Origin of the sequence: Sporosarcina sp. NCCP-2331 (assembly GCF_023707945.1) — a bacterium.
Taxonomy (GTDB): Bacteria; Bacillota; Bacilli; order Bacillales_A; family Planococcaceae; genus Sporosarcina; species Sporosarcina cascadiensis.
Genome location: NZ_BRCD01000017.1, coordinates 22,367 through 38,475, shown reverse-complemented (window position 1 = coordinate 38,475; position 16,109 = coordinate 22,367). Strand labels below are relative to the sequence as shown.

10 protein-coding genes are annotated in these 16,109 nt (G+C 46.2%); 8 read left to right on the top strand and 2 right to left on the bottom strand.

The features are described from left to right. The first annotated feature begins 53 nt into the window (after positions 1–53). The 3 genes from NCCP2331_RS11085 (at position 54) to NCCP2331_RS11075 (ending at position 5,577) form a co-directional block, all read left to right on the top strand. Entirely contained in the window at positions 54–2,156 is a 2,103-nt protein-coding gene (locus NCCP2331_RS11085; RefSeq protein ID WP_251670698.1) for a methyl-accepting chemotaxis protein, read from the top strand. A gap of 140 nt (positions 2,157–2,296) precedes the next feature. Continuing rightward, on the top strand, positions 2,297–3,604 hold the full coding sequence (locus NCCP2331_RS11080; RefSeq protein WP_194841115.1) for a globin-coupled sensor protein: 1,308 nt from the start codon (positions 2,297–2,299) through the stop codon (positions 3,602–3,604). Between the two features lie 155 nt (positions 3,605–3,759). Further along, positions 3,760–5,577, top strand: a complete 1,818-nt coding sequence (locus tag NCCP2331_RS11075; protein WP_153722016.1) for a cation:proton antiporter — start codon at positions 3,760–3,762, stop codon at positions 5,575–5,577. A gap of 15 nt (positions 5,578–5,592) precedes the next feature. On the opposite strand, the gene NCCP2331_RS11070 is transcribed toward NCCP2331_RS11075, so the two are convergent. Continuing rightward, positions 5,593–6,516 (bottom strand): LysR family transcriptional regulator, encoded by a 924-nt coding sequence (locus NCCP2331_RS11070; protein ID WP_251670754.1) that lies wholly within the window; start codon positions 6,514–6,516, stop codon positions 5,593–5,595. Between the two features lie 110 nt (positions 6,517–6,626). Here NCCP2331_RS11070 and NCCP2331_RS11065 point away from each other — a divergent pair, with 110 nt between their 5' ends. The 3 genes from NCCP2331_RS11065 to NCCP2331_RS11055 all read left to right on the top strand — a co-directional run bounded on the left by NCCP2331_RS11065 (position 6,627) and on the right by NCCP2331_RS11055 (position 11,744). Further along, complete coding sequence (locus NCCP2331_RS11065) at positions 6,627–7,664, top strand: YeiH family protein (protein WP_251670696.1); 1,038 nt, start codon at positions 6,627–6,629, stop codon at positions 7,662–7,664. A 984-nt stretch (positions 7,665–8,648) separates the two neighbouring features. Then, positions 8,649–9,095, top strand: coding sequence for a MarR family winged helix-turn-helix transcriptional regulator (locus NCCP2331_RS11060; protein ID WP_251670694.1), 447 nt, complete (start codon positions 8,649–8,651; stop codon positions 9,093–9,095). Positions 9,096–9,098: 3 nt separating this feature from the next. After that, positions 9,099–11,744 carry an MMPL family transporter gene (locus tag NCCP2331_RS11055; RefSeq protein ID WP_251670692.1) on the top strand — a complete coding sequence of 882 codons (2,646 nt, stop codon included), beginning with the start codon at positions 9,099–9,101 and terminating at the stop codon, positions 11,742–11,744. 52 nt (positions 11,745–11,796) lie between these two features. Here NCCP2331_RS11055 and ku read toward each other — a convergent pair whose 3' ends face one another. After that, entirely contained in the window at positions 11,797–12,618 is an 822-nt protein-coding gene (gene ku / locus NCCP2331_RS11050; protein ID WP_251670690.1) for a non-homologous end joining protein Ku, read from the bottom strand. Positions 12,619–12,709: 91 nt separating this feature from the next. On the opposite strand from ku, the gene NCCP2331_RS11045 reads away from it, so the two are divergent. After that, positions 12,710–14,539, top strand: coding sequence for a DNA ligase D (locus tag NCCP2331_RS11045; protein WP_309296370.1), 1,830 nt, complete (start codon positions 12,710–12,712; stop codon positions 14,537–14,539). A gap of 177 nt (positions 14,540–14,716) precedes the next feature. Continuing rightward, positions 14,717–15,916: an NAD(P)/FAD-dependent oxidoreductase gene (locus NCCP2331_RS11040; protein WP_251670686.1), complete on the top strand. Its 1,200-nt coding sequence runs from the start codon at positions 14,717–14,719 to the stop codon at positions 15,914–15,916. The last annotated feature ends 193 nt before the right edge of the window (positions 15,917–16,109 follow it).

Genomic DNA, 16,109 nt, shown 5'->3' with positions numbered 1-16,109 from the left:
CTAAAGGTATACTGGGATATTAAGTCTATTATACCTTAGGAGGTCCTATCAACTTGAAAAAGTCCAGAAGTATTGCGATGCGTTTATCCGGTTTAATTATCGCTTTATTTTTACTATTGTTTCTTGTTTATTCCATTGTCACGAGTGTCATGTTACATAAGCAAAGTATTGCCGACGCAGAAGAGTTCGCTCTTGAAAGCGCGAATAAAAATTCATTGCAGCTCAGTACTAAACTAAACGAAACGAATGAAATGCTTATGACTACCCGCCACGTATTGGAAACGATGCAGGCTGAGGGGAAATTGGATTCGGTGGAAATCATCCGGATCATTAAAAATAATCTCTCTCACAATGAAGAGGCGACCGGGATGGCGGCTGTCATAAACCAGTCCTCTTTTGCGGAAGATGCAAAATTCCCTCAAGGCATGCTGGATAAAGATAAGCAATTTATCCCCTATGTTTTCAAAGACGAGGGAACGGTCGGGGTTGAGCCGTTAAGCGGAATGGATGACCCGAGTGCCAACTCCTGGTACACAATTCCGAAATCAGAGGCCCGTTCTGTTCTAACTGAGCCTTATGACTATGAAACGAATGGCCAGACGATTTTAATGACGACAATTTCTGTGCCTCTGCTGGATTCGTCCGGTGCCTATTTCGGACTATTGACGACAGACTTGTCTATTGATTTCCTGACAGATCTAGTGAATGACATCAGTCCAGAAGGCGGCTATGCATCGATTATTACCGATGCTGGTTTCATTACTGCCAATAGCCTGAAGCCTGAGCTTAATGAAACGAATATGGCAGATGCGATTGATTGGCAGGATGTCAAAGAGACGTTGAATAAAGGGCAGCTTTCGAACTTGTATGTTGATTCGAAAGGGCTGGGTGAACAAGCGTTTAATGCGTTTGCTCCTATTAATCTGAAAAGTATTGATGAGAAGTGGACAGTGCAGACTGTTACACCGAAGTCTAAGATTCTCGAAACTTTCAATTCAATTCTATGGATTACCATTATATCAGCTGTTGTCATTGTACTTCTCATGGCAGTTGCATCGACAATCTTCATCTACCGTCAACTGAGACCGCTGCAGTCACTGCGGCATTCAATGGAAACGGCGGCTTCCGGAGATTTAACGATGCTGGTTGATGAAAATTCTATCCGCCGTGATGAAATCGGTGTGGTTTCATTGGCGTATAACGACATGCTCCAGCGTACAAATGCTGCGCTGCATACAGTCCGGGAATCATCCACACTGCTCAGCGATTCATCTTCTCAAGTCACGCATGCGTTTGAAGAGCTGGTGGCGGCGAATCAGGAAGTGTCTGTCGCAACAGATGAAATCGCGCAGGGAGCATCAAAACAGTCTGAAGATACAGAGGAGACGAGTCAGCGTATTTCCGATTTGGCTGACCGTATGGATCATCTGAACAGGATGTTTATCACAATGAATAATTTATCTGCGGAGTCTGCAAGTTCCGCAAAAGACGGAATGGACGAAGTAGAGAAACTACGGAATCATAATACATCTGCCAATGAGATGAACCGCAGAGTGCAGATGCAGATCGAAACGTTGTCAAATAAAATTTCATCCATCAACCAGGTCATCGAAACGTTGCATGGAATTACAGCGAGCACGAATTTATTGGCGCTGAATGCAAGCATTGAAGCTGCAAGAGCCGGGGAAAGCGGAAAAGGATTTGCCGTTGTGGCAGATGAAGTCCGCAAGTTGGCAGAGCAGTCACGTGTTGAAACAGAAGTTATTCAGGGAACGGTACAAGAAATTTTATTGGAATCTGAACAGACAGTTGAAGTAATTGACCAGAACATGAAGCAGATGGAAGGCCAGAATCAATCGGTATCCGACACGGAAGAATCATTCGTGCGAAATGCAAAAATTACCGATCAGATCCGCGAGTCGATTGCACAGCTGTCGGAAGAGCTGGCAGAAATGATGGAGCACAAGGACCAGGCGATTCTGTCGATCCAGAATGTCTCCGCCATTTCGGAACAGACAGCCGCATCTTCAGAGGAAGTAAGCGCCTCTTCGGCTGCACAGCAAAATGAATTGGTGCAGGTGGCTGATTCAACGAACCAAATGAATAAGATTGCTGAAGAACTCCAAGATGTCGTAGGACGTTTCAAGCTATCATGAACGGGCAGGGACGGGTGTATAACCGTCCCTGTTTTTATATGAAATAAATGGTAGCCTCTGAATTTGATATATGATACGATTAAGCACTTAATAGTCAATTGTGCACAGAGATGTATATTGATACAGGAGAGAGAAAAGACATGTTCAGTTTTCGGAAGAATGATATGAATAAGACGGAAGTATCAAACGATTTACTTGGTGTTGAAAAAATGAAAGGCAGCATTCAGCTGGAACGTCATCCGTCTGTAAAAAAGCAATTGGCGATGATTCATCTGACGGAAGAAGATCTGGGATATCTCATGCAAATTCAACATTCTATCAAATCGACAATTCCCGTCATGGTGGATGCGTTTTATAAAGCTATGGAAGCGGAGCCTGATTTAGGACGTATTATAAATGAACACAGCAGTATGGAACGGTTAAAAGTATCGCTGACTAAGCATCTGCAGTCCATGTTCGATGGGGTAATAGATGATCGATATTTGGAACAGCGAAAAACAATTGCGAAGATCCATGTCTATATAGGATTGGAATCGAAATGGTATCTGGCTGCATTTGAAACGATACAGGATGAATTTTTACAATTCATTGAGCAGTCAAGTATAGAAAAGGATTTGCAGTTCAGGATGCTGCGGGCCTTTCTCCGTGTGCTGAATCTGGAACAGCAATTGGTATTGGAAGCCTATGAAGATGTAAGCGAAGGCAAGCGGCTGGAAGTAGAACAGGCAAAAGTAGCCGTCAGGGAAAAGATCGGCTCTACGGCACAAGAGCTTGCGGCGATCAGTGAACAGACGAGTGCTTCCACAGAAGAACTTTCGGCTAAGTCATCCGTTCTGGAACAAATGACGGCTGATAATCTATCTTTCATTACCGAGACAGAACGCAATTCATTCCACAATAAAGAGTTAGTGGTCCGTCAGGCGAAACAGTTTGCGGAGATGGTCAATCATATGAAAGAACTAATGAAGCGCATGGATGAATTGTATTCTTCTTCTGATCAAATACGTGAAGTCGTGACATTGATCACATCGATTGCGGATCAGACGAATTTACTGTCGCTGAACGCGGCAATTGAAGCAGCGAGAGCCGGACAGCACGGGAAGGGATTTGCTGTAGTGGCAACAGAAGTCCGTAATTTGTCAGTCGAAACAAAAAAAGCGATCAGCCATGTCAGCAGCATGACGGAAAAAACGAATGCGACGATACGCGATATGGCAAACTTCGTAAAGCTGATGGAACAGCTGATTCAGGCAAGCGCGAACGGAAATGAGCAAGTAACGAGTTCCTATAATGAAATTGTCCAGGCTGTTTCCGGTATGAAAGAACAAAGCGAACATTCGAAGACTTCGATTGAAAATACGGTGAAGATCTTGCAGGAAATTAACCAGGCGGTAGAATCCATCGCTCATTCATCAGACGGTTTAATGCAGCTTTCTGAGGATTTGTAGAATTGCCGACCTAATTAGTTTGGAGAGAAGCTGTTCAGGGCCTCGTCTATAATGACGCGCTGGACAGCTTTTTACCGCATTCTGTTAGTCAACCTATCTGCGATTTGTTACACTGAACAAATAACTAAATCCGTGAATGAAGGGCAGGTGTGGGAATGCAGGAAATAGCATTAATCAGCGTGGTTTCGATATTGGCGCTTGGAATATTTTCGCAATGGCTTGCGTGGAAGGTTCAGTGGCCTTCTATTTTTATCATGTCCATTGCAGGTCTATTGATCGGTCCGCTGCTTGGCCTTGTCAATCCCGAAGCAGCACTGGGCGAGCTGTACAGTCCGCTGATTTCACTCGCCGTAGCTATTATTTTATTTGAAGGCAGTTCGAACCTGGATGTCCGCGAAATTAAAGATATTTCAAAATCGGTCTTCCGGGTGGTAACACTGGGTGCATTCCTAGCGTGGATTTTTGGCTCGCTCACGGCGCATTTCATCGCAGGTCTGACATGGGAAGTGTCATTCATTATCGGAGGTCTCTTCGTTGTTACAGGGCCGACCGTCATTATCCCGCTGCTGCGGAATGCGAAATTAAAACCCCGGACTGCTGCCGTGCTGAAGTGGGAAGGCATCATTGTGGATCCGGCGGGCCCGCTGCTCGCGCTGTTTGCCTATGAAGTCATCAAAGTTTTGACGAATGAGCATTTATCCATGAATTACTTGCTGAACTTCTTCGGCGGCGCGGCACTTGCTGTCCTGCTCGGTGCGGCAATGGGAATGATGATCAGTATCATGGCCAATAAAGGCCAATTTCCCGAGTATCTCAAATCACCTGTAATTTTGGCATTTGTGCTGCTGTGCTTTACGATGGCAGAGGTCATTATGCACGAGACGGGGATGCTTGCTGTGACAGTTATGGGACTTGTTCTTGGACGCACCAAGCGTTATGTTTCATCAATTGGAAATGTCGGTCACTTTGTCGAAAACGTGTCAGTTATGCTGACTTCAACAGTCTTTATCTTATTGACGGCTTCACTCGCGAGAGAGACGATTGCACAGATTTTCACCTTGCCGATTATTGGTTTCGTACTCGTCATGCTGTTTGCTGTCAGACCTTTATCCATCTGGCTGTCCACGATAGGAACTGAACTGGTGTGGCGGGAGAAATTGCTGATCGGATGGATCGCTCCGCGCGGAATCGTCGCTTTGACCGTTGCCGGTTACTTTGCGGCGACACTTGCGGAAGACGGCTATGAAGAGGCTTCGCTGCTTACTGCGCTGACTTTTGCGCTCGTGTTCATCACCGTCTGTGCACATGGTTTCACGCTCGGTCCGCTTGCGAAGAAATTACATTTAGCGAGCAATGAACCACCGGGTGTGCTGATAGTAGGGGCCAGCAGTTTTTCCATCGCTCTGGCCAGGCAGTTACAGGAAATGAAAATTCCCGTGCTGATTGTCGATCCTTCAAAAGGCCGTCTGCGTCCCGCGTTGGAACAGGGTATCGATACATTTGAAGGACAGATTTTGTCTGAACGCTCCCGTTTCTCAATTGATCTGGCGCCGTATGATACGATTCTGTCGATGACAGGAGATGCTTCCTACAATGCGCTGATCACACAGTCGTTTGCTCCAGAGTTCGGTTACAACAATACCTTCTCGTTGACAGCGGCGCCGAGTCATCAGATGGGTAAATCGGAACTCCCGGTTTCTCTGAAGGCGCACTTGCTGTTTCAGGGGGATGCGACTTTCCCGGAATTAAACCGTAAAATTAACACCGATTATGAAATCGGACGGTTCAGCTGGGAAGGTGCGGATACGGATCTGGTGTTTAAAGAGATTCTGCCGGAAACCGCAACCCCTTTATTCGTTAAGAAAAAGAATGAAACGCTTGTCTTTGCCACACTGCAAAAGAAAATATCATTGGATCCTGGCGATGAGCTGGTTATTCTGAAGTTAAAGCCGGACGTTCCTGCGAATATATGATCAAATAACACCGCCTCACAGCTTGCTGGCGGTGTTTTTTTGCGTTAAATCTGTCAGCTCGTCACTGTTCTTCAGCAATTCAATGAAAACTTGCAGTGCTTTTGTCTGAAACGGGGAATTGGTGACGATGGAAAAATGTCGTTTGAAAGGGGTGCCTTTGACTGGCAGAGTCTGCAGTTCCCGGTGCTGCAGTTCTTTTTGGATCGCCCACTGCGACAGCAGACTGATGCCGAGTCCTGCTTCGACGGACTCTTTAATTGGCTGCGTACTGCTGAACTGCATGATGCGCGAAGGCCTGAATCCTGACTGGGCAAAGAACTTTTCCGCCGCTTCCCGTGTGCCGGAGCCTTCTTCCCGCAGAAGCCACAGTTCATTTGCCAGTTCGTCAATGGAAATTCGTTTGTCCTGACTGACGAGCGGATGATTTGGGGGCACGACAACATACATCAGGTCTTCTGCAAAGCTTTCATTTTGCAATGGAACGGCTTCTTTAAAATGACCTTCGATTAATCCGACATCCAGCTGATGGTTAATGACCAGTTCTGCAATTTCAGCGGTATTGCCGATTGTTACTTTGGGCTCAATTGAAGGATAGTCTGCAGCCAGTTTGGACAGGATATGAGGTAGAACGTATTCACCGAAAGTATAGCTCGCACCGATCGCCAATGGACCGCTGGCTTTATTCACCAAGTCATCGACCAGATTCTGCATTTTCGAATAAAGGCCGGTAATTTCTTTTGCGTGATGGTAGACGATTTCGCCCGCCTGATTCAGACGTACATATTTATTGGTGCGTTCAAGCAGTCTGACCCCGATGGATTCCTCGAATGAACGGATGTACTGGCTGACTGCAGGCTGTGTCATGTGCAGTTCTTCGGCAGCCCTCGAGAAATTTTTGCGTTCGGCTACTGCAATAAACACTTGTAATTGCTGGTCGATAAAAATTCACTCCCTTCATGTATATTGATTTACTTATCATCCCTATTATATATAGTTATTTTTCTTATAGCGAGGATTTTCGTATACTAAAAGCAGGAGGTGTTGTCATCATGACTTCTACAAACGTGACTCCACAACAGCAAACACCAAGGCAGCCGTCTAAAATTGTTGCTTTTATAGGCGGAATCGCTTTTACATTTTTTATTGCACTTTTAGGGTTTTTATTAGCAAAGGTCCCTGGTTTTGACCATATCGGACAACTGGCATGCGCGATTATTATTGCTGTGGCGTACCGGCAGTTTTTCGGCTATCCGGAAGTGATTCGTTCAGGGATCGCGTTTTCATCCAAACGACTGCTCCGCGCGGCCATCATTTTATACGGTTTAAAATTGAACATTGATACGGTATTAAGCGATGGACTGGGTTTATTGGCAAGAGACGTCGGCGTCATTATTTTCGCGATTTTCATGACGATCTGGCTGGCGAAAGTTTTCAAGGCGGATAAAAACATTTCCCTGCTGCTCGGCGTCGGGACAGGCATTTGCGGTGCCGCTGCAATCGCTGCAGTTGCGCCGATTGTCAAAGCAAAAGACGAAGACACAGCGATCGGTGTCGGCATCATCGCCCTGATGGGAACCATTTTTGCGATCGGCTATACGATTTTACGTCCGATCCTGTCGCTTGATTCGATTCAGTATGGCATGTGGGCGGGCATCAGTCTCCATGAAGTCGCGCATGTCGCGCTGGCAGGTGCTCCGGCTGGAGAAGACGGGCTGGCAATCGCCCTGCTTGCAAAACTAGGTCGTGTATTTCTGTTAGTGCCGGTATGTTTCATCTTTATTTATCTGATGAAACGTAAGAATAAGGGGACGGATGAATCAGAGGCGAAGATTGAATTTCCGTGGTTCTTGGTCGGTTTTATTATTCTCAGTGTTCTTGGCAGTTATGTCTTTGGTCATTCCATACCGGTTTCAGACGGCGTGATGGAAGGTGTCTTCACGTTAACAACCTGGCTACTGACTGCAGCGATGGTAGGTTTAGGCCTGAACGTCAGCCTGCGCGATTTGCGTGACCGCGCGATGCGTCCGCTGGCTGCGATGACCGTCACTTCTATTCTGCTGTCTGTGATTGTGTATTTTATTGTGTAAAGAGAAAAATTAAGAGCAGGTGAGTGGAGAGAGACCGTTCCCCTGCGTTCCAGGCGGACGCTTCGGGAGCGCCCTCGGTGAGCCAAGCGAACAGCGAAGGGTTCGCTTGGCCGTATTTCTGTAGTCTTTGCAGAAATTAAGGCACCTATCGGCGTACTTAGGTTGCCTGCAACGAAGGTACACTGGCTTGTGTTTCAGAACTTTTTATGTGGGTGACCGCATGAGCATACTATTTGAAATTATTATAATATGTATGATATTCATACAATACTTATCATTCAAAAAGGACTCTGATACTTGGGATCAATACGCTTGCAAAGTCGAGTAATGAAAACCATACCAACTAAATGCGAACTCTGCAAAAAAGCAGCATGTCATACATTCTCCACACCAACGTAAAGCAATCCCCCAGCGCAGTAGCGAGTTTAAACAACAACCACAAACTCCGTTCAAACCACACGCAAAGACGAGCGACGAAAACACACCAAGTAAACTTGCACTCTGCAAAATAGCAGTATGACATACTTCTTTAAGCCAGCGAAGGCGCAACTGCGGGGTTAGCCGTTGCGGGGAGACAACTGGCGTGGTCTTTGCCAGCTGGCTCACAGCGTAAGGCAATCCCCCAGCGCCGAAGCGGATTTAAACTGCAAACACAAACTCCGTTCAAACCACACGTAAAGTCGAGCGACGAAAACACACCAAGTAAACTTGCACTCTGCAAAATAGCAGTATGACATACTTCCACTAATACCAGCGAAGGCGCAACTGCGGGGTAGGCCGTGGCTGCTGGCATGCTCTTCGCCAGTAGGCTCATAGCGTAAGGCAATCCCCCAGCGCCGAAGCGGATTTAAACTGCAAAAACAAACTCCATTCAAATCACGAGCAAAGCCGTTCTATAGAATACTACTAAAACCCGGATTTTTAAGTTGACTTTATTTAGTCCACCCCCTAAACTAATACTATTGGTTTAGGGGGTGGACTATTTTGAAAGAGCAGCTGCAAGAGGCAGTGGATTTATTTGAGGAAGTGATCATTTACGGCACAGAACATGTGGTCAAGAACCTCAATGTACCGATATGGAAAGAATATTCACCGGAACAAATACAAGTTCTGAAAATTCTCTCAGCTTATGGCAATCTATCAAGCGGCAAGCTGGCGGAAATACAGGGCGTGCATAAAAGTGCCATTTCCACACGGCTGAAAAAACTGGCGGACAAAGAGCTGGTGCAATCGGAAAAAGATCCGAACGACCAGCGCAGCAACCGGATTTCATTGACGGCAAAGGGGCGTGAAGTTCTTACAACCTCTAACGAAGCCATCTATGAAAATATTGAAAGCATATTCAAAGACCGTATTGATGAGCAGGAGCTGGAACAATTCATCGAGACATTCCGCAAGCTCAAAACGATTTTATTAATGAAGGAGATGTAACGTTTGAAAACCGTCTTGAAATTAAAGTGGCCGATCGCAATCGGTTTGATCGTATTAACAGCTGTGCTATTTTTGCTCGCGCCTGATCTGGCGAAGCAGGCCGAGGATGCAGGCTCGTTCCAGCTGCTGGACTCAGCGGATTCCCAAAAAGCAGCAAAAATGCTGGAAGAAGCAGGGGAAGCTGAAGAAACCATATCTCTCGTCTATCCGCTGGAAAAAGCGGCGGACGAGGCAAAGCAGAAAGAAATTTCCGCAACGGCAAAAGAAATAAAAGAGCTCAGCGGAATTGTCACGGATGTTCTCGATCCGTTTGAGAGTGAAGAAATGCAAAACCAGCTGGTCTCTGAGGATAAAAAAACAGTGCTGCTGCCGATTACAGTTGACGGCACGCAGGATGAGATTATAGCACTGGCAAAACAAATTAAAAAAGAAGTGCTGCCTCAGGATGAAACCATTTACATGACTGGTGAAGCAATCATCAATGATGACGTCAATGAAAGTGCGCAAGAAGGACTGAAAAAGACCGAAGTCATTACAGTCGTATTGATTTTTGCTTTATTGCTGATTGTCTTCCGTTCGATTGTCACACCTTTCGTTCCGTTGCTCGCAGTCGGAATCACGTATTTGCTCAGTCAGTCACTTGTGGCATTTTTCATTGACTGGTTCGGATTCCCGGTGTCGAATTACACCCAGATTTTTCTTGTGGCGATATTATTCGGATTAGGAACGGATTACTGTATTTTGCTGTTAAGCCGTTATAAAGAAGAATTGCTTGCAGGGCATGAAGTGGAAGAAGCGATCATTAACACATACAAAACTGCCGGACGCACGCTGTTCATCAGTGCGCTTGCCGTCTTTATCGGTTTTGCCGCAATCGGATTTGCGGATTTCCCGATCTTTAAATCTGCGGTAGCAGTTGCTGTGGGGATTGCGGTCCTGATGCTGATTCTCTACACCATCGTTCCGCTGTTGATGGCGCTGCTGAAAGATAAATTGTTCTGGCCGTCTAAAGGAGCCGCATCGCATAAAGACAGCAAGCTGTGGATTTCATTCAGTAAAGTTTCGGTCATGCGTCCGCTCGTTTCGATGCTGATCGTTGCGGTGATTACGATTCCGCTGTTATTGACATATGACAATGATCTGTCGTTCAATACGGTGGATGAAATCGACAGCAGCAAGGAATCGGTGAAAGGATTGAACCTCATTTCCGATGCATTCGGTGAAGGGGATTCATTGCCGGTTCAAGTATTGCTGAAGAAAGATTCACCAATCGTCAAAGAAGGCGATGTTACGTATCTGGAAGCCATCGCACGTGACCTGGAAAAAGTGGAAGGCGTCAAAAGTGTCCGCACAGTCACACGTCCGACCGGCGAATTGCTTGAAGATCTCTATGTGGATCATCAAATCGCACTAATGGCAGACGGTCTTGATGAAGCGACTGACGGACTGGGTGAAATCGGCAAAGGTCTGGGCAGTGTGGAAAATGGTTTGAATCAAATCACCGGACAGCTGCCAGCCGGCTCTGCGGGCGGGGACGGACTGCGCCAGGCGTCAAACGGCATTAAGCAGATTAACGGCCAGCTTGCGCAAATTGCAGGAGGACTGCAGCAAGGCATGCCGGCAGCACAGGCAGCCGGTGGACTGAACGCACTCAGCGCCGAACTCGGCAAAGTGGGCAATGGCATTGCAGGCGCTGCTTCGCAGATCGACCAGAGCGGTTCGCAGCTCGGAGCGCTCAGCGGCGGTCTGAAGGAACTGGCGGGCGGCGTCAAAGCAGCCAATGAAGGATTGACTGAAGTCGGCGACGGCTTAAACGAATTATCTGCGATGCTGAATGATATGGGCGATACGAAAAGTGTCCGCGACACAGGATTATTTATTCCTGCAGGCACGCTTGAAAATGAAGAGTTCAAGCCGGTGATCGACCGCTATACATTCGACGGTGAAAAAGGTATTTTGATGGAAGTTATCTTGAAGGAAAATCCGTATTCCCGTGAAGCAATTTCCACGGTGCATGATATTAAAGAACAAGTTAAACGTTCTGTCATAGACACGCCGTTTGAGGATGCGGAACTTGCATTCAGCGGGATCTCCAGCATGAACTCCGACTTGAATGATATTTCATCTGCGGATTTTACACGCACAGTTACGATTATGCTGGTCGGTTTGTTCATTGTGCTGTTTGTTTTATTCCGTTCAGCGATCATGCCGCTGTATATGATCGGATCACTGCTGCTGACATATTATACAGCTGTTTCGATCACCGAGCTGATTTTCGTCAATGGCCTCGGCTATGACGGCATCAGCTGGGCCGTTCCGTTCTTCGGATTCATCATGCTCATCGCGCTCGGCGTCGATTATTCGATCTTCCTGCTCGACCGATTCCGTGAAGAGAGCATCGGCGGCTTGAAAGTCAAAGAGGCTTTGATTCATTCGATGGCGAAAATGGGTACGGTCATTATTACAGCTGCTGTAATTCTGGCGGGTACATTCGGGGCAATGATGCCTTCAGGCGTACTTAGTCTGGTTCAGATTGCAACCATTGTTATTTCTGGATTATTGCTGTACGGGCTGATTATTCTGCCGTTGCTAATCCCTGCCATAACGGTTTCATTCGGCCGGGGTGTCTGGTGGCCGTTTAGAGGGTAATAAAATAAAGAATAAATCAGGCCGTCCGGAAAAATACCGGGCGGCCTGTTTGTTATGCTCTTTTCTTCGCGGGAGTTCGTTTCCGGGGAGCCGGTTTTTTCTGTGTTCTATCCAGTGAAGCCTGTAAAGCCGACATCAAATCTGTGACGTTTGAAGGCGCCGCCGGTTTTTCGCTAGCAGAAACGGTGTCTTTCCCCGACTTCTTTGCTTCAATGAGTTCCATTAAGGCTGTCCGGTAATCATCTGTATATTTAGCAGGTTCAAATGTCGTTGTCAGCTGGTCCACCAGCAATAAAGCCGTATCCAGTTCTTTTTTTACGACTAGATCCTCACCGGGAATATTAGGTATATCCCCGATACTCCGGACCTCATCGGGAAAATGAATCGTTTCCATCAGCAGTGAATCCTGATAGACACGTACGACTGCCAATTGTTCTTTGGATCGGATGATAATTTTAGCGACGCCGATCTTCCCGGATTCTTTCAATGCTTTTCTAAGCAGGGCATAGGCTTTTCCTCCATTAGCATCGGGTGCCATGAAATAGCTCTTTTCGAAATAAATGGGATCGATTTCTTCCAGCTTGACGAAGTCTACGATTTCCACCGCTTTATCTTCATTTTCCTTCTTTAGTTTTTCAAGCTCTTCTTCATCCAAGACAACAAATTTATTCTTTGAGTACTCATACGCCTTGACCAATTCCTCCCCTTTAACTTCTTTTCCACAGATGGGGCATACTTTTTTATAGTTTATGGGAGAGTGGCATTCTTTATGCAGCTGGCGCAGTTTGATGTCGTTATTTTCGGTGGCGGCATGCAATTTAATCGGGATATTGACCAAACCGAAGCTGATGCTGCCTTTCCAAATGGTGTGCATGACGATAACCTCCTTCAAATGAAATCTTTCCGGGTAGTATGCGAAATTCAGTTCATCCTATACATGAATGGAGTGAGTGGATTTGAAGCCTATGCTGATGACAGAGATCACAGAATTACCCGAAGACGGCGATTGGTCGTTTGAAGTGAAATATGACGGATTCCGCTGCCTTCTTTATTGGACGGAGACAGAAATCTTTTTATACAGTCGAAATGAACGGCTGCTGAATGACCGCTTTCCCGAGATCATAGAGTTTTGTGAGGCGAAACATGAACATGTCTCCGTTCATTTGCCGCTGCTCCTTGATGGGGAGATTGTTCATTTGCTGAATGATTACAGAAGTGAATTTCGCGCAGTGCAAACGAGAGGAAGAATGCGCAGCGAGAAAGTGATCCAGCAGCATGTCCAAACATTTCCCTGTAAGTATATTGCGTTCGATTTACTGAAGCATGCAGGAAAAGAGATAACGGGGAAAACATATGAACAGCGTAAAGAGAGGCTGAAACAACTTTTTACGCAGCTGGAACTCCCGGTGAAAGTGAAATACAGGCATCCTGCAAAGGTGCAGGCGGTTGAGGTGTTTGAAGAGGCGGCACCATGTTGGAACCGGGTACTTTTGGCGAATGGAGAAGGTGTAATTGCGAAAAAAAGAAGCAGTGAATGGCTGGAAGGAAAACGTACGGAACACTGGCTGAAGTATAAAAATTGGCGGAAAGTTCATGTGGTGCTCACTTCGTTTGATAAGGAAAACGGTTTTTTTACCGGCTCAGTTTATCGTGAAAATCAGCTGGCCGAAGTGGTCACATTCCGACACGGTTTATCGGGGGACGAAGAGGGTATTCTCCAAACCTTTTTTTATGAGAATGGAAAAAGAATGAGCGGAAGTTCCCGGTGGATAGTGAAGCCTTCTGTCTGTGCAGTCATCCATTGCATCGATTTTGACGGAAAACATCTGCGAGAGCCCCGTTTTGATTCCTTCGCTTTGGATGTGCATGCGGAACAGTGTACATGGCAGCGAATGTACCGTGAGCTCTATCCGCTGCCGCCTAATATCGAAGTGACGCATCCTGAAAAGTGTCTATGGAAGAAACCGGGGATAAAAAAAGAAGATTACTTATTGTATCTTCAGCTGGCTGCGCCGTATCTTCTGCCGTTTTTACAAGACCGGCTGCTGACTGTCATTCGATATCCGCATGGAACGGTTTCGGAAGAGCGTTTCTTTCAGAAGAATGCTCCGGATTACACTCCGGCGTTTGTCCGTACAGTTCAGAATGAAGGGATTGATTACATTGTATGCGACACGATCGAGACATTGCTGTGGCTCGGCAATCAGCTGGCTTTGGAATTTCATATCCCGTTCCAGTCTGTCCGGACCGCGCATCCGACAGAAATCGTTTTTGATTTAGACCCGCCTTCGGTTGACTACTTTTCATTGGCAGTGGAAGCGGCAGTGCAGATGAAGGCTATTTTCGACCAATTTCAATTACAAGCATTTGTCAAAACTTCGGGAAATAAAGGGCTCCAGCTGTATATTCCCTTACCGTATGATCAGTTCAGCTATGAGGATACACGTGTATTTACGAAATTCGTTTGTGATTTTTTATGTGAACAGGAGCCCGAATGGTTCACGACAGAACGGCTTAAAAAGAACAGAGGGAAGAAATTGTATTTAGATTATGTGCAGCATCAGGAAGGCAAAACGATTATCGCACCTTACTCACCGCGCGGAAATACGGACGCATTGGTTGCGACCCCACTGGATTGGAGCGAAGTCACTCAGTGGCTGCAGCCAAGTATGTTTTCCATATACTCTGTATTGGAGCGGCTGGAGACAACTGGAGATTTGTTCAGGAATTTCAGTGAGGCGGGGGAAAAGCAGCCGTTTCAAGACGTGTTAAACAAACTAAAAGGGTTGATGTGAAGAGGGATTCTGCAAAATGAAAGGGGACTGACGGGAAACTTGCCGGACAGTTCCTTCTTTATTCGGCGGTGATCATAAAACATCCGCTTATGCTTATAGACGCTTTTCCTGCCTGTATGTTTTCTATCATTCGGCAAAGGGTAGATAACTAATAAACAAATAGGCAGGGGACAATGAATGATGAAACTGCATACGGGGTCTTTATATTGGGAGTCGACATTTGAACGCACAGACTATGAAAACAATGAAAAAAAAGAAGTGTACGATGTAGCAATCATCGGAGGCGGCATGTCAGGAGCTCTTTGTTCCTATGTGCTGTCGCAAGAAGAGTATTCGATAGTTTTATTGGAACAGGAAAGGATCGGATCCGGCAGCACCGCGGCAAATACCGGTTTGCTGCAATTTTCCAATGATATTATGCTCCATGAATTGATCGGGCAGATTGGAGAAGAACAGGCTGTGGAGTTTTACCGGTCATGTAAACGTGCGCTTGAACAGCTGCAGAGTACGGCGGAGCATATGCCGTTTGATGTGCCGTTCCACACGCGTCAAAGTCTCTATTATGCCAGTACGGAAGCAGACGTACCGAAATTGCGCCGGGAATATGAGGCGCTCAGGAAGCATGGTTTTCCAGTCGAGTTTTGGGAGCGGGAAGATATTGAAGCTCATTTTTCATTCTCCAAGCCGGCTGCTATTGTGACGAAAGGTGATGCGGAAGTAAACCCTCTCCGTTTATGTGCGGGAGCTGTCCAGTATGCTTATGAAAAAGGCATGCATGTCTGGGAACAGACAGAAGTTTTAGAGATTCAGGAAGCGGATGAAAACGCAATCGTGAAAACCACTGCGGGAGATTTTTATGCGCATACAGTTGTCGTCACCACAGGATATGCACCGGCGCCGGAAATGAAGATCGAACAAAAAGATTTGAAAGTTACCTATGCTGTGGCAACCGAACCTTTTGAAGATCTTTCATTCTGGAAGGACCGCATGATGATCTGGGAAACTGAGCGTCCTTATTTATATATGCGGCTGACAGATGACCAGCGCATTGTGGCGGGAGGGCTCGATAAGGACACCGATCAGCTGCCGAAAACAGAGGAGCAGACAGCAGAAAAATTTAATGAATTAAGGCAGGAGCTGGAGAAACTTTTCCCTGATCATCCAATCAGGCTGGAGTATGAATGGACCGCATTATTCGGTGAATCGACCGATGAACTCCCGGTTGTCGGACATCATCCGGAAGAGCCACATGTTTATTATTTAATAGGCTTGGGGGGCAATGGGACGGTTTACAGTATGCTGGGCGCCCATTTAATCCGTGATGAAATGAAAGGGAAACAAAATCCAAATGAACCTATATTGGAGCTGGAACGCTGAAAAAAGCAGGCCATGATGAATGTCATCATGGCCTGCTTTTTTTTCACAGACTAGTAGAATTGTTATTTAATTACAACATTACTCCGATTGTCGGGCAACATCAATATATATAGTCCAGTTACTCTAGATAATTATATCTTTTTGTCGAATTATATAAGTATATTGTAGGAGGGTGAAATCAATATAACGACAC